A 20,533-nucleotide genomic window follows, 5' to 3' on the forward strand; every position below is an offset into this window, starting at 1 on the left:
TCCAAGCCCAACTCCTCGAACTCCTGAACGTCGACCCGACCAGACCTCGGTACCTCGACCCATCCATCCTCACCTGCGAAGAACGGGCCTAGTGCCGCTCAACCTTGGGGCGGGACTGGGTCAGCGCTGCGCCCGCCAGGACGATCAGCGCACCGACCGGCGTCGACCAGGTCAGTGGCTCGCCCAGGACCGCCACGCCGGCCGCGATGGCGACGACCGGGACGAAGTAGGTGACCATCTGCGCCGTGGTCGGGCCGACCTCGGCGACCACGCCGTACTGGAGCAGCATCGCCACACCCGTGCCGAGCGCGCCCAGCGCGGCGATGGCCAGCAGGGGCAGGACCGCGACGTGTGTGGGCAGGGTGGTGAAGACCGGCGTGACGACGGCCAGTTGCAGTGTGGCCAGCAGCAACTGGCCGCGCGTCAGCGACAGGTGGGAGTGGGTGGAACCGGCCAGGGTGCGGCGTACGTAGATCCAGCCCACCGGGTAGCTCAGCGAGGCGAGCAGGGCCAGCGCCGTGCCCGTCAGGTCCAGGCCGTGGAATCCCTGCCAGGCGCCGAGAACCGTCAGCACCCCGAGGAAGCCGATGCCGAGCCCTGCCACCCGGCGCCGCGTCGGCCGGTCCTCGGAGAGCGCCACCACGGACAGGACCATGCCCCACAGCGGCGAGGTCGCGTTGCAGATCCCGGCGAGCGTCGACGGGATCGTCAGCTCGGCGTAGGCGAAGAGGGAGAACGGCAGCGCGTTGAGGAGGAACCCCGCGACCGCCAGATGTCCCCAGGTGTGGGGGGAGCGCGGCAGGCGCTCGCGCTTGACCACCATGGCGACGGCGAGCACCGCCGTGCCGAAGAGAATCCCCAGATCAGCGAGAGGACGCCGAAGCGGATCCGCCAGTCGAGGGCGGCCCGGCGGCGAGGGGCGGTGGTCGGGGCGGTGACGGTTCGCGGAGTGGAGACGGTGCTCATGGCCCCACGATGACGCAGGATGATCTCGTAGCACAATCGAGAATTCGCACCCGGTATCTCGTAGTATCGCTTACATGTTGAACCTCGAGCGTCTACGCACCCTCGACGCCCTCGCCCGGCACGGCTCGGTCAGCGGCGCCGCCGAGGGACTGCATGTGACCACCTCGGCCGTCTCCCAGCAGATGGCCAAGCTGGAGCGCGAGGTGGGGCAGCAGCTCCTGGCCAGGAACGGGCGCGGGGTGCGGCTCACGGACGCGGGCCGGCTGCTCGCCGAGCACGCGGCGCGGATCCTGTCGCAGGTCGAACTCGCCCAGGCCGACCTGGAGGCACAGCGCGGGCAGGTGGCGGGCGAACTGCGCCTGTCGGCCTTCCCCACGGCCGCCCGCGGACTGTTCCCCACCGCGCTGGCCGCGCTGCGCGCCGACCATCGCGCGCTGCGGCTGCGCTCGAGCGAGCTGGAACCCGAGGACGGGGTGGCCGGCGTGGTGCGCGGTGACCTGGACCTCGCGGTCGTCCTCGACTGGTACAACAAGCCGATGCCGCTGCCGGACGGCCTGGTGAAGGCGGCGATCCTGGACGATCCGGCGGATGTGGCGATGCCGGCCGGGCACCGGCTCGCCGACCGGGCGGAGGTCGGCCTCGAGGAGTTCGCCGAGGACGAGTGGATCACGTGGGGTGACGGCGAGTTCTGCCATGAGTGGCTCATGTTCACCCTGCGCTCCAAGGGCATCGAGCCGTGCGTCGGCCACCGCGCCGGGGAGACGCACACCCAGCTCGGGCTGGTCGCCGCCGGGCTCGGGGTGTGCATCGCCCCGCGCCTCGGGCGCGACCCGGTGCCGGCGGGAGTGGTGACCGTGCCCGTGCGGCAGCAGGTGCGACGGCACGTCTACGTGGTGTGGCGGGCGGACGCCGACCGCCGCCCCTCGATCCGGGCGGCGGTGGAGGCGTTGCGCGCGGCAGGCGAGGCCGTGACGGCCCGGGTGAGCGGGTAGGCGAGCCTACCCGCCCAGCTTGCGGAAGTCCCAGGAGACGATCTTCGTCGGGGTCAGCCGGATCCAGGCGTGGCGGCCGTCGTGCGGCATCTCCTCCAGGCCGAAGTTCTTGCGGGCGAACAGCATCTCCGGCACGTCGAGTTCCGCGCACAGCTCCCCGGTGCGCGGTATCTCGCCGACGAACTCCGCCGTGCCGGACAGCTCGGCGCCCCGCAGCTGGTCGTACTCCTCACCCGTGTCCACCACGACGGCGATCCGTCGATCGCGGCGCAGGTCCGCCCACCGCTTGCTGCGCACGACCGAGTACAGCCACAGCGAGGTGCCGTCCCAGACGTACCACAGGGCGCTGACGTGTGGAGCGCCGTCGGCGGACACGGTCGCCACGCGGCAGGTGCGCTGGCCGGCGAGGAACTCGTCCAGCTCACCCGGTGTCATCATTATTTTCCGGCCCCGGCGCTGGGTGGTGACGGTCATGCGGCCCCCTCTTCTTCTCCCACGTCGTGTCAGAGCGAGCCTCTGACATCACGTCAGAAAAGAATGGGGCGTCTTCCGTCCGTACGCAATGGTCGTCAGCCTCGCCGCCTCGGACCGTCGACGACATGGGGAGCCATGCCGTCGTGCGAACACCTCAGGGAACTTCTGGACCTTCCGGCCACGGTGCTGCTCACCGTCGAGTGCCGGCAGGGTGTCCCGGGCCCGGACGGCGCGCTGCCGGAACCGGCCCGCGAGGCGCGCTCCTCCGGGGCGCTCGCCAACGTCGCCCGTCTGGTCGCCGCCGCCCACGAGGGCGGGGTACAGGTGATCCACGCGATCGCCGAACGCCGCCCGGACGGCCGCGGGGCCAGCCGCAACGCCCGCCTCTTCCGCGCGGCCGAACGGCTCCCCGTCCAGCAGCTGACCGGCACCACGGCGGTACGGGTCGCGGCGCCCATCGAGGTGCGGGAAGAGGACCTCGTCGTCCGCCGGCTGCACGGACTGTCGCCCTCACGGGCATCGAGGTCGACGCACTGCTGCGCAACCTGGGCTGCCCCACCCTGATCGTCACCGGTGTCTCGGCCGACGTGGCGATCCCCAACACGGTGTTCGACGCCGTCAACCGCGGCTACACCGCCGTGGTGCCCGCGGACGCCATCGCGGGGGTGCCCACCGACTACACCCCGCGATGATCCGCAACACCGTCTCCCTGGTCGCCACCATCACGACCACCGACGAGCTGCTGACCTGCCTCGCACCACCGCGCCGAGCGGTCCCCGGCGATTAGGGACGTCAGGCCAGCTTGATCTCGTCGCCGGAGACGGTGATCTTCGCGGCGGGCAGGGGCTGGGTCGCCGGGCCCTTCTTCACGCTGCCGTCGGTCGCGGAGAACTGGCTGCCGTGGCACGGGCAGTTGATCACACCGTCCGAGATGTCCTTCACCGCGCAGCCCGCGTGGGTGCACTTGGAGGAGAACGCCTTGAACGTGCCCGCCGACGGCTGGGTCACCACCACGCCCTGGTCGGCGAAGACCTTGCCGCCGCCCTCGGGGATGTCCGAGGTCTTCGCCAGGGCCGTGCCGCCGGAATCGGCAGCGGCGGAGCCGCCCCCGCCCGTGGTGGCGGTGCTCGCGGGGTTGCTGTTGTCCTGTGCACCGGACGTACTCGACGACGACTTGTCGTCCGAGCCTCCGCACGCGGTCAGCGCGACGGCGAGCCCCGTCACGCCGGCCGCCGCCACGACGGTGCGGCGGGCAGGCGCCGAGACGGGCTGAAGCGATTCGCTGGTCATGCTGACGTTCCCTTCCACGGACGTTCCGTAAATCTGTACGGAGGTACGGTCTGCGGGCGCCGACCGTTCAGACCCCGTCGAGATCCTGACCTGTCCGGGACGAGTTAGGCGTAAAACACGCCTGTCGTTCCGCTGTCAGATGGACACACGACCTCCTCCGGCCGCTCCGGCGGCGCCGGACCGCCTCCATGGGGCGGGGTTGAGCGGGTTGTCGACGAGACCGGCCAGGCGGGTGGTTTCGTCCGTGAGGCACAGTCCCAGGGCGTCCGCGGCGGCGGTCAGTGCGCTGAGCGCCGGGACCAGACCGGCGCGTTGCTGTGCGGGCAGGTGCTCCACCAGGGCGCGGATCTCGGCACGTCGGTGGCTGAGGACCCGATCGACGAGCTCCCCTCCCGCGGAGGTCAGCCCCAGGACGACCTGGCGGCGGTTGTCGGGGTTCACCCGTCGGTCGATGAGGCCGAGGGATTCGAGGCGTTCGACCATGCGCAGGGCAGTGGAGGAGTTGACGCCCAGGGTGGCGGCCATGGCGGCCAGGTTGATGGGGCCGCAGGTGTGCAGCGCTACCAGCGAGCGCAATTGCGACAGGGTGAGGGACCCCCAGCCGCGGTCACCTTCGACAGCGACCGCGCCGCGGGCGAGATCACCGCGCTGCTGCGGCCCGCGCACGACGCCGGCGACCCCGGCCGGCTGCTCGCCCGGCGCCTCTACCTCGTGCTCGACGCCCATGGCGACCTCGTCGGCGTCGTGACCCGCAGCCGGTGATCCATGCCGATCCCTCCGACCGCGCGCCCCTCGGCGACCTCGCCGTCCCGGCGGTCACCGCCCACCCCGACGAGACCCTGCGGGCTCCGGCCAATCGCATGGCCCAGCACGACGTCACCCGTCTGGTCGTCGTCACGCGGGGCGAGCGGCCCCGGGTGGAGGACATCATCAGCCTGCGCCACCTGCTCGCCGCCCGGCGCATCGACCTCCACGAGGAACATCACGCCGAACGTGTCCTGTCCCTGCGGCCCCGGCGCACCCCCGCACCGGCACCGGCCACGAGCTGATCCACTCCTCATTACTAACAATTGGTTGATCAGGTGCAACTGCTAAACCTAGTGTTAGTACCTGTGAAGGTGGATGGAGAAGCGGGTCGCGATCACACCCGCGGTCCGAGCGACACCGCCCGACTGGCGTCCGACCTTCGGCTCGCCGTGGGCCGTATCACCCGGCGACTGCGCCAGGCGCACGCCGTGGGCGACGTGACGCTCTCCGGTGTGTCGGTGCTCGCGCGGCTCGCCGCCGAAGGTCCCGACTCCCCGGGATCCCTCGCTGAACTGGAGCGCGTACGTCCACAGGCGATGGCGAGCACGCTCGCCGTCCTCGAACAGCGCGGGCTCGTCAGTCGTGCGCCTGACACGGAGGACGGGCGGCGGGCCGTCGTGGCCATCACCGACGAGGGACGTGCCGTGCTCGCGGAGCGGCGCTCCGAGTCCGTCCAGCGCCTGACGGCCGTCCTGGACGAGTTCACCGCGGAGGAACGCGCGACACTCGCATCGGCGCTGCCGCTCCTCGACCGACTCGCGGAGGAACTGTGATGGCACGCGCCCCTCGTACCCGCGACCGGAACGCGGACCCAGCGCAAGGGCGCGGCACGTCCGCGCTGCGCGCTCTGCGGTCCGCGCGCCGGGACACCCCGCCGGGACCCGGCTACAAGTGGGTCGCGCTGTCCAACACCACGCTCGGTGTGCTGATCGCGACGATGGACGCCTCCATCGTGATCATCTCGCTGCCCGCCATCTTCCGTGGGATCGGGCTCGACCCGCTGGCGCCGGGCAACATCGGCTATCTGCTCTGGATGATCCTGGGCTATCTGCTGGTGTCCGCGGTACTCGTCGTCGTCCTCGGCCGGCTCGGCGACATGTACGGACGCGTCAGGATCTACAACCTCGGCTTCCTCGTCTTCGCCTGCGCGTCCATCGCGCTGTCCCTCGATCCGTTCCGGGCCGGGGCCGGCGCCCTGTGGCTGATCCTGTGGCGCATCGTGCAGGCGTTCGGCGGTTCCATGCTCACCGCGAACTCGGCCGCCATCCTCACCGACGCCTTTCCCGCCCGGCAGCGCGGAACGGCCCTCGGGATCAACCAGATCACCGCGCTCGCCGGCCAGTTCCTCGGGCTCCTCGCCGGCGGCCTGCTCGCCGCCGTCGACTGGCGTGCGGTGTTCTGGGTGAGTGTGCCGGTGAGCGTGGCCGGCACGGTGTGGTCGTACCTGAGCCTGCGCGAGACCGCGACGGGTCGCCGCGGGCGCATCGACTGGATGGGAAACATCACTTTCGCGGGGGGCGCCGGGATCCTGCTCGCCGGCATCACGTACGGCATCCAGCCCTACGGCTCCAGCGCCACCGGCTGGGGCAACCCGTGGGTGCTGGCCGGGCTGATCGGCGGCGGCGTCCTGCTGCTGCTCTTCTGCTACGTCGAGACGCGGGTCGCCGAGCCCATGTTCCAGCTGGCGCTGTTCAAGGTCCGGGCGTTCGCCGCGGGCAACCTGGCCGCACTGTTGACCGCGATCGCGCGCGGTGGGCTGCAGTTCATGCTCATCATCTGGTTGCAGGGCATATGGCTGCCTGTGCACGGCTACGCGTTCGAGGACACCCCGCTGTGGGCGGGCATCTTCATGCTGCCGCTGACGCTGGGCTTCCTGATCGCGGGCCCCGTATCCGGTTATCTGTCGGACAAGTTCGGCGCCCGCGTGTTCTCCACGGTCGGCCTGGTCGTCGTCGCGGGCTCCTTCCTCGGACTGCTCACCGTGCCGGTCGACTTCGACTACGGGCTGTTCGCGGCACTGCTGCTGCTCAACGGACTGGGCCAGGGCATGTTCTCCTCGCCGAACACGTCCTCGATCATGGGCAGCGTGCCGCCGGAGTACCGGGGCGTCGCCTCGGGCATGCGCTCCACCTTCCAGAACTCGGGGACCGCCCTGTCCATCGGCGTGTTCTTCTCCCTGATGATCTCCGGTCTGGCCTCATCGCTGCCCGCAACGCTCAGGAGCGGACTGACGGCACACGGCGTGCCCACCGACGCGGCAGCGCACGCGGCATCGCTGCAACCGGTGAGCACGCTGTTCGCCACTTTCCTCGGCAACAACCCCGTCGAGCACCTGCTCTCCTCCGGTGGCACCCTCGCCCACCTATCGGCGGCCCAGCGCGCCACCCTGACCGGCCACACGTTCTTCCCGCAGCTGGTCTCCGGGCCGTTCCACCACGGTCTGACCATCGTCTTCAGCGTCGCGGCGGGCATGGCCCTGGTCTCCGCACTCGCCTCGGCGATGCGCGGCGGCCCTCGTTCCGCGTACGACAACCCTCCCCAGGGCCGGCCGGCCGCCACGGCCGAACCCCGGGAGGCAGCACAGCGTCGGCGCGACGCGTCCTCGTAACGGACTTTGATCAACAGTCCATTGGACCCGATAGCCTGGGAAAATGCTTACAGAACTGACAGTGACCCGCTACATCACGCCTCTGCGTGAGGGCGGTTCGCTGCCGGGGCTCGTCGAGGCCGATGATCTCGGAACCTACGTCATGAAGTTCACCGGCGCCGGGCAGGGCCGCAAGACGCTCGTCGCCGAGGTCGTCTGTGGCGAACTCGCCCGCCGGCTCGGCCTGCGCGTACCCGGTCTGGTGACCCTCGGCCTCGACCCGGTGCTGGGTCTCGGCGAGCCCGACCAGGAGGTGCAGGAGCTGCTCAAGGCGAGCGGCGGACTCAATCTCGGCATGGACTTCCTCAGCGGCGCGATCGGCTTCGACCCGCTCGCGTTCGGGGTCGAGCCGAAGGAGGCCGGGAGGATCGTCTGGTTCGACGCGCTGGTGGGCAACGTAGACCGCTCCTGGCGCAACCCCAACCTGCTGATGTGGCAGGGCGACCTGTGGCTCATCGACCACGGCGCGACCATGATCTGGCACCACAACTGGCCCGGCGCCGAGACCTCCGCCGCGCGCCCCTACGACGCCTCCGAGCACGCCCTCGCCCCCTTCGCGCCGGACGTCGCGGGTGCCGCCGCCGACCTCGCGGCCCTCGTCACCGAGGAACTGCTGGCCGAGGTGACCGCCCGCATCCCGGACGAGTGGCTGACCGGCGAGCCCGGTTTCGACACCCCGGAGGAGCTGCGCCGGGCCTACGCACGGCCGCTGCTCGCCCGCGCCGCCGTCGTCCACGAACGCATCCAGGGCCTTCAGACCCGTCGGGGGGACAAGTGAGCGAGCGGGACGTCTTCGAGTACGCGCTGCTGCGGGTCGTACCGCGGATCGAGCGCGGCGAGTGCATCAACGCGGGCGTGCTGGTCTACTGCCGCGCCAAGTCGTTCGTCGCCGCCCGTACGCACCTCGACGAGCGCAAACTGCTGGCCCTCGACCCGGACGCGGACGTGGCGGGCGTGCGGGCAGCGCTCAGTGCCGTCGAGGGCGTGTGCGCGGGCGGCGCCGCGGCCGGGCAGGCGGCGCGCGACGACGCCGGGCGGCGCTTCCGCTGGCTGATCGCGCCCCGCTCCACGGTCGTGCAGCCCGGGCCCGTGCACACCGGGCTGACCGCCGACCCGGCGGCCGAGGCGGAGCGGTTGCTGGGCCTCCTGGTGAGGTAATGGATCACACGCGCCGGGTGAGCCGTTGACACCGGGTGCCAGGGCTTCTAGCGTCACGTCTGCTGAAGGTACTAAGCGGTCGCTCACCGAGGGGCGTACCGTGAGCCGCAGACGCTTTTCAGTAGACGTTCCGAAGGTGTTCCAGGCTTTCCAAGGGCGAGGAGAACCATCAATGTCCACCACCGATCAGCGGGTCGCCGTCGTCACCGGCGCCGCGCGCGGCATCGGCGCCGCCACCGCCGTACGACTGGCCGCCGAGGGCCGTGCCGTCGCGGTGATCGACCTCGACGAGGCCGCGTGCAAGGACACCGTCGAGCAGATCACCGCCGCCGGTGGCAAGGCCATCGCCGTCGGCTGCGACGTCTCGGACGAGTCCCAGGTCGAGGCGGCCGTCGCGCGGATCGCCGAGGAGCTGGGCGCGCCGACGATCCTCGTCAACAACGCGGGCGTGCTGCGCGACAACCTGCTGTTCAAGATGAGCGTCTCCGACTGGGACACCGTCATGAACGTCCACCTGCGCGGCGCCTTCCTGATGTCCCGGGCCTGCCAGAAGCACATGGTCGACGCCGGTTTCGGCCGGATCGTCAACCTCTCCTCGTCCTCCGCGCTCGGCAACCGCGGCCAGGTGAACTACTCCGCCGCCAAGGCCGGTCTGCAGGGCTTCACCAAGACCCTGGCCAAGGAGCTCGGCAAGTTCGGCATCACCGCCAACGCCGTCGCTCCGGGCTTCATCGCCACCGAGATGACGAAGGCCACCGCCGACCGCGTCGGCATGGGCTTCGAGGACTTCAAGGCGGCGGCCGCCACCCAGATCCCGGTGCAGCGCGTCGGCGAGCCCGAGGACATCGCGAACGCGATCGCCTTCTTCACGGGCGAGGCAGCCGGATTCGTCTCCGGCCAGGTGCTGTACGTCGCCGGCGGACCGCTCGACTAGGGCCGGGAGACACGCACACATGACTGAACTGCCCGCACTCTCCGGCAAGGTCGCCCTCATCACGGGCGGCAGCCGCGGCATCGGCTACGGCATCGCCGAGGCGTTCGTCGCCCGCGGCGACCGCGTCTGCATCACCGGACGCACCGAGGAGGCCCTGAAGGAGGCCGCCGAGAAGCTCGGCGCCGACCGCGTGATCGCCGTCGCCGGCAAGGCGCACGACGAGGACCACCAGGCCATCGCCGTGGAACGCACCATGGAGGCCTTCGGCCGGGTCGACTTCCTGGTCAACAACGCCGGGACCAACCCCGTGTTCGGCCCCATCGCCGACCTCGACCTGAACGTGGCCCGCAAGGTGTTCGAGACCAACGTCGTCTCGGCGCTCGGCTTCGCCCAGAAGACCTGGCACGCCTGGCAGAAGGACAACGGCGGCGCCATCGTCAACATCGCCTCCGTGGCGGGCCTGAACGCCTCGCCGTTCATCGGCGCGTACGGCATCAGCAAGGCCGCGATGATCAACCTGACCCTGCAGCTCGCGCACGAGTTCGCACCCAAGGTGCGGGTCAACACCATCGCGCCGGCCGTGGTGAAGACCAAGTTCGCGCAGGCCCTGTACGAGGGCCGCGAGGAGGAGGCCGCCGCGTCCTACCCGCTGGGCCGGCTCGGCGTGCCGTCCGACATCGGCGGCGCCGCCGCGTTCCTGACCTCGGACCAGTCCGACTGGATCACCGGCCAGACGCTCGTCCTCGACGGCGGTCACTATCTGAACGCCGCGATCTGACGGGACGGGCCCTCGACATGGGCCGGCGACACGGGCGCCCCTTGACACAAGGGGCGCCCGTGTCGATGTACAGAGGACACTCGGAGTGATGACAACGTCGTCATAAAACGCCCTGGTCACAGCCGTCGCCGAACCGGTCCGGTCGGCGGGGTGCTGCGGTATGGTCTGCCGCCGACCCCTGGTACGGCAGATCGAGGAGTGTGCGCGTGTTCAACCGGAACCGTCTGCGTCGGCTGGCGGCGATCACGTCCCTGTCCCTGGTGGCCGGCTGCGGTGCGCTCTCCTCGCAGTCCTCCGACGACAAGGGGCCGATCGTCGTGGGCACCACCAGCGCGCCGAGCACCCTCGATCCCGCCGCGTCCTGGGACAGCTCCTGGGAACTGTTCCGCAACGTCTACCAGACCCTGCTGAACTACCCCGACGGCGCGGTCCTGCCGGGACCCGACGCCGCCGAGAGCTGCGGGTTCACCGACCGGACGAACCTCGTCTACCGCTGCGTCCTGCGCAAGGGGCTGACGTTCTCCAACGGGGACAAGCTCGACGCCCGGTCCGTGAAGTACTCGATCGACCGGATCAAGCGGATCAATGTGTCCGGGGGCCCGGCGGGCCTGCTCGGCAGCCTCCAGCGGGTCGAGGTGCGAGGCGACCGCGAGGTCGTCTTCCACCTCAACGAACCGGACGCCACCTTCCCGTTCGTCCTGGCGACCCCGGCCATGTCGATCGTCGATCCGGCCGACTACCCCGCCACGCGGGTGCGCGACGACGGCGGGATCACCGGGTCGGGGCCGTACACGCTGCGGTCCTACGAGGAGGGCAAGGAGGCCCGGCTCGTCCGCAACGGCCGCTACGAGGGCTACGCCGACCGCAAGAACGACGCCGTCACCATCCGGTACTTCCAGGACTCGGCCGGCATGGTCGACGCCCTCAAGAACCACAAGATCGACATCACCTACCGCGGTCTCGCCTCCCCCGACATCGTGGCCCTCCAGCGCCACGAGTCCTCGGGCGGCATCCAGCTCGTCGAGAACCCCGGCATCGAGATCAGCTACCTGGTGTTCAACCCGAAGGACCCGTGGGCCGGCAAGCTCGCCGTCCGCAAGGCCGTCGCCCAGGTGGTGGACCGGGCCGCGATCGCCCACAACGTCTACAAGGACACCGTCGAACCCCTCTACTCCATGGTCCCGGCGGGCCTGACCGGGCACACCACGCCCTTCTTCGACGACTACGGGGACCCCAGCACCTCCAAGGCCCGCAAGATCCTCACCGCGGCGGGCATCACCCAGCGGGTCCCGCTGACTCTGTGGTACACCACCGACCGGTACGGCTCCGAGACGGGGCCGGAGTTCCAGGCGCTCAAGCAGCAGCTCGAGAATTCCGGCCTGTTCCAGGTCACCCTCGAGAGCCGCCCCTGGAAGACGTACGTGGACGGCTACCAGAAGGGCGAGTACCCGGTGTTCGGCCGGGGGTGGTTCCCCGACTTCCCGGACCCCGACAACTACATCGCGCCGTTCGTCGGCGAGCAGAACGCGCTGGGCACGCCCTATCCGTCGCCGGAGATCAGCAAGGTGCTGCTGCCGCAGTCGCGGCGCGAGAGCGACTGTGCCAACGTGGTCAAGGAGTTCGAGCAGGCCCAGCAGATCCTGGTGGACGACGCCCGGCTGCTGCCGCTGTGGCAGGGCAAGCAGTTCCTGGCGGCGAGCGAGGACATCTCCGGCGGGGAGCGGGCGCTGGACCCGTCGACGATCATGATGATGTGGGAGCTGTCCCTGAAGACCAGCTGGTAGCGCGCCCCCGGGTGGGGGCCGCAAGCCGGTCGTCAGTGGTCGCCTGTAGGTTCCGTACCTGGAAGTGACCGCACATCGGAGGAAGTTGACGTGACCGACATCGCCATGCTGCCGGAGTCCTGGCGGGGCGTTCTGGGCGACGAACTGCAGCAGCCCTACTTCAAGGAGCTCGTGGAGTTCGTCGAGGACGAGCGTGCCAAGGGTCCCGTCTACCCTCCGCGCGAGGAGGTCTTCGCCGCGCTCGACGCCACGCCGTACGAGAAGGTGAAGGTGCTCGTCCTCGGCCAGGACCCGTACCACGGCGAGGGCCAGGGTCACGGCCTGTGCTTCTCCGTCCGGCCCGGGGTGAAGATCCCGCCCTCGCTGCGCAACATCTACAAGGAGATGCACGAGGAGCTGGGCACCCCGATTCCGGACAACGGCTATCTGATGCCATGGGCCCAGCAGGGCGTGCTGCTGCTGAACGCGGTGCTGACGGTGCGCGGCGGTGAGGCGAACTCGCACAAGGGCAGGGGCTGGGAGAAGTTCACCGACGCGGTGATCCGTGCCGTGGCCGGACGGCCGGACCCGGCGGTGTTCGTGCTGTGGGGCAACTACGCGCAGAAGAAGCTGCCGCTGATCGACGAGACGCGGCACGCGGTGGTCAAGGGCGCGCACCCCTCGCCGCTGTCGGCGAAGAAGTTCTTCGGCTCCCGGCCGTTCACGCAGATCAACGAGGCGGTGGCCCGGCAGGGACACGAGCCGATCGACTGGACGATCCGGAACCTGGGCTGACACCCGGGGAGGCGAGGCCGGACGGCCGCGCGGACGCGGAGGGCACGGCGGAGGTCCTCCTCGTGCGGCCGGTCGCCTTCGTCGGCCGGCCCTGTCGTCACCGGCTTGGCCCAGTGCCGTACGGAGCCGCCTGAGCCTCATTGTCCGTGGTGGCGGTTAGCGTCGTGATGACGGTGACGAGCATGGAGGGCGCGGTGGCGAAGCGACAGGAACAGGCGGCGCCGGACGCTGTCATGACCCGCATCGGACAGCTCGTCATGCTGCACCACGCCGGGGACCGCGAAGAGGCACGGGACCGCTTCCTGGGGCTGTGGGCGGAGATCGGCGAGGACGGCGACCCGCTGCACCGCTGCACTCTGGCGCACTACATGGCGGACACCCAGGACGATCCGGCCGACGAGCTCGCCTGGGACCTCAGAGCGCTGTCCGCCGCCGAGGAGCTCACCGACGAGCGCCTCGCCGACCACGAGGGCGCTCTCGCGGCACACGCGTTGTACCCCTCGCTCCAGCTGAACCTGGCCGCCGACTACGTCAGGCTCGGCCGCCGCGAGGCCGCCCGCGCCCATCTGCGCCTGGCCCGGGCCGCGGTCGGCGCGCTCGGCGACGACGGCTACGGCGAGGGCATCAGAGCGGCGATCGGCCGCCTGGAGCGACGGCTCGCGGCGGAGGAGGCGGAGGAACCGCCGTCCGGCAGACCCGGAACCGGTCCCAGGGACGGCCCGGGAGACGGGACTCCGGGGCCGCCGCGACAGCGGCCGTAGGCCTTGTCGTCACATTCCCGTCGTCCGCTCGGTCGGCGGGCCGCGCGGCGGCGACGGGGTGCCCCCGCCCGAGCCCGTCCGAGCGTGGGGGAGTCGGCGACCGACGACAACGCGGCTGGGTCCCCCCACGCCTTCGAGGCAGTGGGGGAGTGCGTGCCAGGCGTCGCGCGGCAGGCGGGAATTCGACGACAGGGCCCAGGGCTCAACGCCCGTAGGTGTCCCGGCAGATGGTCGCCTCGGGGCTGTCCGGCTTCCATCCCCCGTACCTGCGGCCGAGCGCGCACACGCCCGTGTCCTTGGGGAACGCGTCGGAGACGGCCGGCGGTACCTCGACGTGGGGAGCCGGGCGGGTCTGCTTCGGGGGCGGGGCCCCCGCGGTGCGGTGCGGCTCGGCCGGCGCCGGACGGGCCGCGCGGTCCGGGACGGCCGGGGGCGGCGACGGGCGGGGGGAGGGGCCGACCATCTCCAGCGCCTCCCGCGCCGGCGCCTGGACGACGCGTGGTTCCCCGCTGCCGTCGGGGCGCGGCGATGAGGGACGCGAGGACGCGGGCGGCGGGCCGGGATTCGGCGGTCGCTGGACGGTCACACAGCCGGCGAGGGCCGAGACGGCCACGGAGACCAGGAGCGTTGCGGTCGTCGTCGTTCGGTGCACGCGCGCAACTCTGCTGTGTCGGCGCCGCTTTGGGGAGCGGACGGGCGCAGGATGCCCCGCACGGGTGATCCGAGGCCCCGTACGGAGTGCCCCGCGCCCGCCCGGGGTGACGTCAGTCGCCGGTTGCGCCGTCGATCCGCTCGCGGATCAGGTCGGCGTGGCCGTTGTGGCGGGCGTACTCCTCGATCATGTGCGTGTAGATCCAGCGCAGGCTGAAGCGTTCCTCGGTGAACCTGCTGGTGCCCCGCGAGAGGTCGTCCAGGCCGAAGCCGGCCGCGTTGCGCCGGGCGATCTCGACCTCGGCCTGCCAGGTGGTGTACGCCTCCTGCCAGGTGTCGGTCTCGGTGAGGTGGAACTCGCCGTCCCTGTCCTCGTCGCTGAAGTAGATCGGCCCCGGATCGTCGCCCATCAGGACCTTGCGGAACCAGCCCCGCTCCACCTCCGCCATGTGCCGTACGAGCCCCATCAGAGAGAGCTCGGACGGTTCCACCGAGGCGGTCCTGAGCTGGGCGTCGGTCAGGCCTTCGCACTTCCATGCGAGCGTGTGGCGGTGGTAGTCGAGCCAGCCTTCCAGCATGGTGCGTTCGTCGGCGTTCAGGGCGGGTTCACGGCGCTCGGCAGTCATGCCCCCCATCCTGACCCGGCCCGAGCGCCCCCCACCATCCCATTTCCGCGGGGCGGGCCGGTCAGCCGCCGAGCATCCCGTCGAGCAGTTCCCGCAGCCCGGCGCGGACCTCGTCCAGGGTGGGCACCTCGGCGGTGAAGGTCCCGGCCACGCACGAGAACATCAGCCCGTCCAGCCAGGCCACCAGCGACAGCATGTGCCGGGCCGGGTCGGCCGAGCCCAGAGCCGTCAGCAGAGCGGCGAGCTGGTCGCGGAAGCGGGCCCCGGCCGCGTCGAAGTACCGCCGCAACTCGGGCCGCCGGGTGGCCTCCAGGGCCAGTTCGTACCGGGCGAGCGTGAGATCCCGGTTGCGGATCAGGGAACGGTGGGCCGCCAGGGCCAGGCCGTCCACCAGCGCGCCGAGTTCGTCCTCGGGGTCGGGCATCTCCTCCGGGGCGAGCACCCGGGCCTCCCGCTCCGCAAGGCGGCGCACCGCGAGTTCCAGAAGCGCCAGCCGGGTCCGGGCGACGTTCGAGGTCGAGCCCTGGGGCAGCTGCGCCGCCTCGTCGACGGCGCGGTGGGTCAGTCCCCGCATCCCGCGCTCGGCGAGCAGGGCGAGCGCGGTGTCGGCGACGAGGTCGGCGCGAGGGGCGCCCGTGGTGCGTGCGGACATGAAGGTCAACCTATCCGTCGCACTACTCCTGTAGTACGCTCGACACGCCCGGGAACTACGCCTGTAGTGCCCCAGACGGAGCATCGTGGGACGTGAGGAGCAGCCATGGCACAGCAGTCGCGTGCGATCGTGATCGGCGGCGGCATCGGTGGCCTCACCGCGGCCGCGGCCCTGCACCTGCGCGGGCTCCGGGTCACCGTGCTGGAGCGCGCTCCTTCCCTGGAGCCGGTCGGCGCGGCCATCTCCCTCGCCCCGAACGCCCTGCGCGCCCTGGACGTCGTCGGCATCGGCGACGCGCTCCGCGGCCTGGCCGCCTGGCAGGGGGACGGCGGGCTGCGCACCCCCGGCGGACGCTGGCTCACCCGGACCGGCGCCGCTGCCGCGGCCGAGCGCTTCGGCGGTCCGCTCGTCCTGCTGCCCCGGGCCACCCTCATCGACAGCCTGGCCGCCCTGCTGCCGCCGGACGCCATCCGCACGGCCGCCGCCGCTCGCCCCGCCGACCCCGGTGACACCGACCGCCCGGCCCGGGTCACCACCTCCGACGGAGACCTGGAGGCAGAACTGGTCGTGGCCGCCGACGGCATCCACTCCGGCGTACGCCGGGCGCTGTTCCCGCACCACCCGGGGCCCGTCTACTCCGGATTCACCACCTGGCGCGTCATGATCCCCGTGCCCGGACCCGCGTTCGCCTCCCACGAGACGTGGGGCCGAGGCCGCATCTGGGGCACCCATCCGCTCAAGGACGGCCGGGTCTACGCCTACGCGGCGGCCGTCGTGCCCGCCGGGCGACGCGCGCCCGACGACGAGACGGCCGAACTCCTGCGGAGGTTCGGCGACTGGCACGACCCGATCCCCGCCGTCCTCGCCGCAGCCCGCCCCGAGGACGTGCTGCGCCACGACGTCCACCACCTCGCCGAGCCGCTGCCCGCCCACCACCGCGGCAGGGTCGCCCTCCTCGGCGACGCCGCGCACGCCATGCCACCGACGCTGGGTCAGGGCGGCAACCAGGCCATCGAGGACGCGATCGTGCTCGCCCACCACCGCGACGACCTCGCCGCGTACACGGCCGCCCGGCTGCCCCGGACGACCGCCCTCACCCACCAGGCCGTCCGGACCGCCCGCCTGAACATGATGAGCAACCGCGCCGGCATCGCCGTACGCGACGCCGCGATCGCCGCACTGTCGAAGGCGTCACCCGCGCTGCTCCTGCGCGGCTTCGAAGGCATCGCCGACTGGCGGCCGCCGCAGCCGCCGTATGCTTCGGACCAGGCATCCGTCGGCAATTCCTAGGAGCACCCCGTGAAGGTCGGCTGCATCGGACTCGGCGACATCGCGCAGAAGGCCTATCTGCCGGTGCTCGCCCTGCAGCCCGGGGTCGACCTGCACCTCCAGACGCGCACCCCCGGCACCCTCCACCGCGTCGGCGACAGCCTCCACCTCCCGCACGGGCAGAGGCATGCCGATCTCGACGCGCTTCTCGCACAGGACCTCGACGCGGCGTTCGTGCACACGCCCACCACCACCCACCCCGAGATCGTCACCCGGCTCCTCAAGGCGGGGATACCGACGTACGTCGACAAGCCGCTGGCCTACGAACTCGCCGACTCCGAGCGGCTGATACGGCTCGCGGAGGAGCGGAACGTCAGCCTCGCGGTCGGCTTCAACCGGCGTTACGCACCCGGATACGTGCAGTGCGCCGACCACCCGCGTGACCTCGTCCTGATGCAGAAGAACCGCGTCGGACTGCCCGAGGAGCCGCGCACGATGATCCTCGACGACTTCATCCACGTCGTCGACACACTGCGGTTCCTGGTCCCCGGCACGGTCGACGACGTGACCGTGCGGGGCCGTGTCGAGGGCGGGCTGCTGCACCACGTGGTGCTCCAGCTGTCCGGTGACGGATTCACCGCGCTCGGCGTGATGAACCGGCTGAGCGGTTCCGCCGAGGAGATCCTGGAGGTCTCCGGGCAGGACTCCAAGCGGCAGGTGCTCAACCTCGCCGAGATCGTCGACCACAAGGGCCAGCCGACCGTGCGCCGGCGCGGCGACTGGGTGCCGGTGGCCCGGCAGCGCGGCATCGAGCAGGCCGCGCTGGCCTTCCTCGACGCCGTCCGCGCCGGCAAGGTGCTCAGCGCCAGGGACGCACTGGCGACACACGAGTTGTGCGAGCGGGTCGTGACCGCGGTGCGGGAGCGCGCCGTCGCGCTCTGAGCGCACGGAGCCCCTCGGCCGCACCCAGCCCGGCGATCACCAGCAGGGCGCCGTGTACCGGCCAGTCGCCGAAGCGGACGTACGGGGTGACGCCGTGGGCGGTCGGCACCTCGTAGACCGCCGACGTGCTCCGGTCGGTGCCGAGCCAGGAGCCGATCCGCTCGCCGCTCGGACCGTAGACGGCGGAAATCCCGGTCAGCGTGGCGTGCACCATCGGGCGACCGGTCTCGGCGGCGCGCAGCGCGGCCAGCGAAGCGTGCTGCTCCGGCGCCCAGCTGTGCTGGAACGTCGATGTCGACGACTGGGCGAGCAGCACGTCGGCGCCGTCCTCGGCGAGATGGCGGCTCATGTCCGGGAACGCGGACTCGAAGCAGACCATCGGGCCGACGCGCAGCCCGTTCCCCACGGTCATCACCACCTGCTCGGTGCCGCGCCTGCGGTCCTCACCGGCCGCCCTGCCGACCGAGGTGGCCCAGCCGAGAACCGACCGTGCCGGTATGTACTCGCCGAACGGGACGAGCCGCATCTTGTCGTAGCGGTCGCCGGTCGGGCCGTCGGGGCCGATGAGCACGGAACTCTTGTAGATGCCGGGGTGGTCGGAGCGGCGGGCGTCGACGTTGACGAGGACGTCGGCCTTCACCTGCCGGGACAGCGCCGCGACCCGGCGGGCCAGGTCGGGCCGCTGCCCGAGGTCGAAGCCGACGCTGCTCTCGCCCCAGACGACCAGGTCCACATCCTGCCCGGCGAGTTCGCGGGTCAGCCGCTCCTGAAGGTCGAAGCGTTTCATGCCGCTCTCGGTGCCGCCCACGATCCCGGGTTGCACGACCGCGATCCGCACCCGTCCGTCGGCATCGGGCCGCGGCGACCAGGCCCAGGCCGCCGAGGTCACGGCGGCAGTCGCGACGAGCCCCGCCAGGGCCGGCACGCGCGACGCGCGCACGGATACCAGCAGCGCCAGGGCTACGTTGACGGCCACGACCAGGAAGCTCAGCAGCCACACCCCGCCGACCGAGGCGAGCCGCAGTGCGGGCTCCACCTGCCACTGGCTCGACCCGAGCAGCCCCCAGGGGCCGCCGAGCCCCTGCCAGGAGCGGACGAGCTCCACCATGAGCCAGCCCGACGGCAGGACGACCAGGGCGGCGCAGACCCGCCCCGGGGAGGGCAGCCCGGCCAGGAACCGCCGCACCAGCCAGCCCCAGGGCGCCCACAGCGCTCCGAGCAGTGCCGCGATGACGAACGTGAACACGTTCAGGTTCGGCAGCAGCCAGTGGTGCACGGCCGTCATGAAGCCGAAGCCGCCGAGCCAGCCGTCGTACGCGGCCCGCTTGCCGGTCGGGGCCGTGCGCACGAGCAGGATCCACGGGACCAGGCAGACGTACGCGAACCACCACCAGGACGGCGCCGGGAAGGCGAGCATCGGCAGCGCACCGGCGATCACGGCCGCGGCACCGCGCCACCACCGGGAGGCGAGCCAATGGTTGAGCCTCCGGATGCGGCGCTTCCCTCCCCAGATCATGTCTCCAGTGTGCGCGTCCTGGAGGAATCTTCGACAGGGGGCCTCGGTGTGCGGTGCGTGGCGTCTGCCCGGAGGCGTGCGCGGTACTGCTCAGCGGTACTGCTCAGCGGTACTGCTCAGGTGGACGGACGCGGGGCGCGGCGCCACTTCTCCTGGACGACCACCGCGCGCAGCCGCCAGCCGTCGTCCGTGCGCAGGAACGTGAAGGCGTACCGTCCGCCGCAGACGAAGTCCGGCTCGGGCGTCCCGCCGTCGCCGTCCCCGCTCGCGAACCGCATCGGATTGACATAGTCGGCCCACACCCCGGCCGTGTCGCCGATGTCCCGCTCCAGCACGCCGAACCGGATGCGCCGGTTGACGATCAGGTGCTGGCGCATGGGGAACAGCCGCATGGTCTCCTCGAGCCACCCGGCGACCTGCCGGGCATCACCCTCGATCCCGCCGGCCGAGCGGTAGTCGGCGCGCCCGTCCCCCGTGAACAATCCCCGGTACGCCTCCCAGTCCCCGTCGTCCACGGCCGCCGCGTACTCGGTGACGAGTCCGTCGACGGCCAGCCGGTCCATCACGGTCGCGAGCTCCACGCGCTGGGTCATCGGCTCAGTTTTAGGGACGGGGGAGGCGTAGCCAAGGGGTGTGCAGGGGCGGGTTCGGGCGCGGGCCCGGAGGCGGGTATTCCGGGGTGCGTCGTCACCATTCGTCGTCGTGGTGGCCGATCACCCGGAAGCTGCCGACGACACCGTCGTCCGGGAACAGGCCCCCGAAGCCGCCGAAGCCCCTGAGGCCCCCGAAGCCGCCGTCGCCGTCGCCGTCGAAGCCGTCCTGGTCCCCCTGGTCCCCGTAGCCCTCGTGGACGGTGCGGGGCACCACCCCGAAGGTGTCGCCGTGGGGGCCGACGACGGCGACCGGGGCTCCGTTGTCACAGGTGAACCCGCGGAAGACCTCGACGGTCTTGTCACTGTCGTTGAAGATGCTGAAGCTGCTGGAGCCGAGCCCGCTCGCGGCGACGATGCAGCCGTCCTCGACGGCGGAGTACGTCCGCTCGTTGAACTGGATCCTGCCCTCGTGCCTGCGTTCGTGGCCGTCGTCCTCACCGTGCTCGTCCTCACCGTGCTCATGGCCGCCGTCGCGACCCTCGTCCTCACCGTGCTCATGGCCGCCGTCGCGACCCTCGTCCCGCTTCTCGTCCGTCTTGCCCTGGGGAGCCGGTGCGGCGGGGGCGGGGCGCTGGGCGGGCGGAGCCGCCCGGTGGACGGGCGCGACGGCCGGTTTGGCGGCCGGCTTGGCGGCCGGGGCGGGCTCGGAGAATCCGTCGGTCGATGCGTAGGTGATGCCGGTGGTGGCCATGGCGGCCACGCCTACTACGGCGGCGGCCACGGCGTAGGTACGCGTGCGCATGTCATTTCCTTCTGTCGCAGAGACGCCGGCCGGGCAGCCGAACTGCGATGAACGTATAGATGCCACACATAGCTGTCATATCGGACGAGCATCAGGTGTGATCCGAGGGGGCCGGTC

23 protein-coding genes and 2 pseudogenes are annotated in these 20,533 nt (G+C 71.4%); 15 read left to right on the forward strand and 10 right to left on the reverse strand.

Annotated features, from left to right (window positions below):
• Positions 1-88: 88 nt before the first annotated feature.
• A pseudogene (locus AB0N14_RS31425) lies at positions 89-966 on the reverse strand (DMT family transporter).
• 74 nt (positions 967-1,040) lie between these two features.
• Here AB0N14_RS31425 and AB0N14_RS31430 point away from each other — a divergent pair.
• Complete coding sequence (locus tag AB0N14_RS31430; RefSeq protein WP_366029085.1) at positions 1,041-1,958, forward strand: LysR substrate-binding domain-containing protein; 918 nt, start codon at positions 1,041-1,043, stop codon at positions 1,956-1,958.
• A gap of 6 nt (positions 1,959-1,964) precedes the next feature.
• Here AB0N14_RS31430 and AB0N14_RS31435 read toward each other — a convergent pair whose 3' ends face one another.
• A complete protein-coding gene (locus AB0N14_RS31435) occupies positions 1,965-2,432 on the reverse strand; it encodes a pyridoxamine 5'-phosphate oxidase family protein (protein WP_263228807.1) in 468 nt (155 codons plus the stop codon).
• Positions 2,433-2,567: 135 nt separating this feature from the next.
• Between AB0N14_RS31435 and AB0N14_RS31440 the strand changes: the two are divergent.
• A pseudogene (locus AB0N14_RS31440) lies at positions 2,568-3,219 on the forward strand (cysteine hydrolase).
• 5 nt (positions 3,220-3,224) lie between these two features.
• Here the strand turns inward: AB0N14_RS31440 and AB0N14_RS31445 are convergent.
• Positions 3,225-3,722 carry a Rieske (2Fe-2S) protein gene (locus AB0N14_RS31445; RefSeq protein WP_366029086.1) on the reverse strand — a complete coding sequence of 166 codons (498 nt, stop codon included), beginning with the start codon at positions 3,720-3,722 and terminating at the stop codon, positions 3,225-3,227.
• A 135-nt stretch (positions 3,723-3,857) separates the two neighbouring features.
• A complete protein-coding gene (locus tag AB0N14_RS31450) occupies positions 3,858-4,298 on the reverse strand; it encodes a MarR family winged helix-turn-helix transcriptional regulator (protein WP_366029087.1) in 441 nt (146 codons plus the stop codon).
• Between AB0N14_RS31450 and AB0N14_RS31455 the strand changes: the two genes are divergently transcribed.
• From AB0N14_RS31455 to AB0N14_RS31505, 11 genes are all read left to right on the forward strand, one after another.
• Positions 4,299-4,484 carry a hypothetical protein gene (locus AB0N14_RS31455; RefSeq protein ID WP_366029088.1) on the forward strand — a complete coding sequence of 62 codons (186 nt, stop codon included), beginning with the start codon at positions 4,299-4,301 and terminating at the stop codon, positions 4,482-4,484.
• Positions 4,481-4,771, forward strand: a complete 291-nt coding sequence (locus AB0N14_RS31460; protein ID WP_366029090.1) for a CBS domain-containing protein — start codon at positions 4,481-4,483, stop codon at positions 4,769-4,771. Before AB0N14_RS31455 ends, AB0N14_RS31460 begins: the two co-directional genes overlap by 4 nt.
• Positions 4,772-4,834: 63 nt before the next feature.
• A complete protein-coding gene (locus AB0N14_RS31465) occupies positions 4,835-5,302 on the forward strand; it encodes a MarR family transcriptional regulator (RefSeq protein ID WP_366029091.1) in 468 nt (155 codons plus the stop codon).
• Positions 5,302-7,137, forward strand: a complete 1,836-nt coding sequence (locus tag AB0N14_RS31470) for an MFS transporter (protein ID WP_366029092.1) — start codon at positions 5,302-5,304, stop codon at positions 7,135-7,137. Before AB0N14_RS31465 ends, AB0N14_RS31470 begins: the two co-directional genes overlap by 1 nt.
• A gap of 43 nt (positions 7,138-7,180) precedes the next feature.
• Positions 7,181-7,954 carry a HipA family kinase gene (locus tag AB0N14_RS31475; RefSeq protein ID WP_366029093.1) on the forward strand — a complete coding sequence of 258 codons (774 nt, stop codon included), beginning with the start codon at positions 7,181-7,183 and terminating at the stop codon, positions 7,952-7,954.
• Positions 7,951-8,334: a DUF3037 domain-containing protein gene (locus AB0N14_RS31480; protein ID WP_103840223.1), complete on the forward strand. Its 384-nt coding sequence runs from the start codon at positions 7,951-7,953 to the stop codon at positions 8,332-8,334. Before AB0N14_RS31475 ends, AB0N14_RS31480 begins: the two co-directional genes overlap by 4 nt.
• Before the next feature lie 172 nt (positions 8,335-8,506).
• Positions 8,507-9,268: a 3-oxoacyl-ACP reductase FabG gene (gene fabG, locus AB0N14_RS31485; protein WP_366029094.1), complete on the forward strand. Its 762-nt coding sequence runs from the start codon at positions 8,507-8,509 to the stop codon at positions 9,266-9,268.
• A 19-nt stretch (positions 9,269-9,287) separates the two neighbouring features.
• On the forward strand, positions 9,288-10,046 hold the full coding sequence (locus AB0N14_RS31490; RefSeq protein ID WP_366029095.1) for an SDR family oxidoreductase: 759 nt from the start codon (positions 9,288-9,290) through the stop codon (positions 10,044-10,046).
• Between the two features lie 200 nt (positions 10,047-10,246).
• On the forward strand, positions 10,247-11,830 hold the full coding sequence (locus tag AB0N14_RS31495) for an ABC transporter substrate-binding protein (RefSeq protein WP_366029096.1): 1,584 nt from the start codon (positions 10,247-10,249) through the stop codon (positions 11,828-11,830).
• A gap of 90 nt (positions 11,831-11,920) precedes the next feature.
• Positions 11,921-12,604, forward strand: a complete 684-nt coding sequence (gene ung, locus AB0N14_RS31500; protein ID WP_366029097.1) for a uracil-DNA glycosylase — start codon at positions 11,921-11,923, stop codon at positions 12,602-12,604.
• Between the two features lie 194 nt (positions 12,605-12,798).
• A complete protein-coding gene (locus AB0N14_RS31505) occupies positions 12,799-13,365 on the forward strand; it encodes a hypothetical protein (RefSeq protein WP_366029098.1) in 567 nt (188 codons plus the stop codon).
• Between the two features lie 202 nt (positions 13,366-13,567).
• On the opposite strand, the gene AB0N14_RS31510 is transcribed toward AB0N14_RS31505, so the two are convergent.
• From AB0N14_RS31510 to AB0N14_RS31520, 3 genes are all read right to left on the reverse strand, one after another.
• A complete protein-coding gene (locus AB0N14_RS31510) occupies positions 13,568-14,017 on the reverse strand; it encodes a hypothetical protein (protein WP_366029099.1) in 450 nt (149 codons plus the stop codon).
• A gap of 112 nt (positions 14,018-14,129) precedes the next feature.
• Positions 14,130-14,642, reverse strand: a complete 513-nt coding sequence (locus AB0N14_RS31515) for a DinB family protein (protein WP_366029100.1) — start codon at positions 14,640-14,642, stop codon at positions 14,130-14,132.
• 61 nt (positions 14,643-14,703) lie between these two features.
• The gene (locus AB0N14_RS31520; protein ID WP_366029101.1) at positions 14,704-15,294 is read right to left on the reverse strand and encodes a TetR family transcriptional regulator C-terminal domain-containing protein; all 591 of its coding nucleotides are present in this window, start codon (positions 15,292-15,294) and stop codon (positions 14,704-14,706) included.
• Positions 15,295-15,399: 105 nt separating this feature from the next.
• Here AB0N14_RS31520 and AB0N14_RS31525 point away from each other — a divergent pair, with 105 nt between their 5' ends.
• Positions 15,400-16,584: an FAD-dependent monooxygenase gene (locus tag AB0N14_RS31525; RefSeq protein ID WP_366029102.1), complete on the forward strand. Its 1,185-nt coding sequence runs from the start codon at positions 15,400-15,402 to the stop codon at positions 16,582-16,584.
• A 9-nt stretch (positions 16,585-16,593) separates the two neighbouring features.
• A complete protein-coding gene (locus AB0N14_RS31530) occupies positions 16,594-17,505 on the forward strand; it encodes a Gfo/Idh/MocA family oxidoreductase (RefSeq protein WP_366029103.1) in 912 nt (303 codons plus the stop codon).
• Here AB0N14_RS31530 and lnt read toward each other — a convergent pair.
• From lnt to AB0N14_RS31545, 3 genes are all read right to left on the reverse strand, one after another.
• Positions 17,423-19,021: an apolipoprotein N-acyltransferase gene (lnt, locus tag AB0N14_RS31535; protein WP_366029104.1), complete on the reverse strand. Its 1,599-nt coding sequence runs from the start codon at positions 19,019-19,021 to the stop codon at positions 17,423-17,425. The genes AB0N14_RS31530 and lnt overlap by 83 nt on opposite strands.
• Positions 19,022-19,137: 116 nt before the next feature.
• The gene (locus tag AB0N14_RS31540) at positions 19,138-19,614 is read right to left on the reverse strand and encodes a nuclear transport factor 2 family protein (protein ID WP_200423504.1); all 477 of its coding nucleotides are present in this window, start codon (positions 19,612-19,614) and stop codon (positions 19,138-19,140) included.
• Between the two features lie 94 nt (positions 19,615-19,708).
• Complete coding sequence (locus AB0N14_RS31545) at positions 19,709-20,416, reverse strand: hypothetical protein (RefSeq protein WP_366029105.1); 708 nt, start codon at positions 20,414-20,416, stop codon at positions 19,709-19,711.
• Positions 20,417-20,533: the final 117 nt, after the last annotated feature.

Origin of the sequence: Streptomyces sp. NPDC051104 (assembly GCF_040682835.1) — a bacterium.
Taxonomy (GTDB): domain Bacteria; phylum Actinomycetota; class Actinomycetes; order Streptomycetales; family Streptomycetaceae; genus Streptomyces; species Streptomyces cynarae.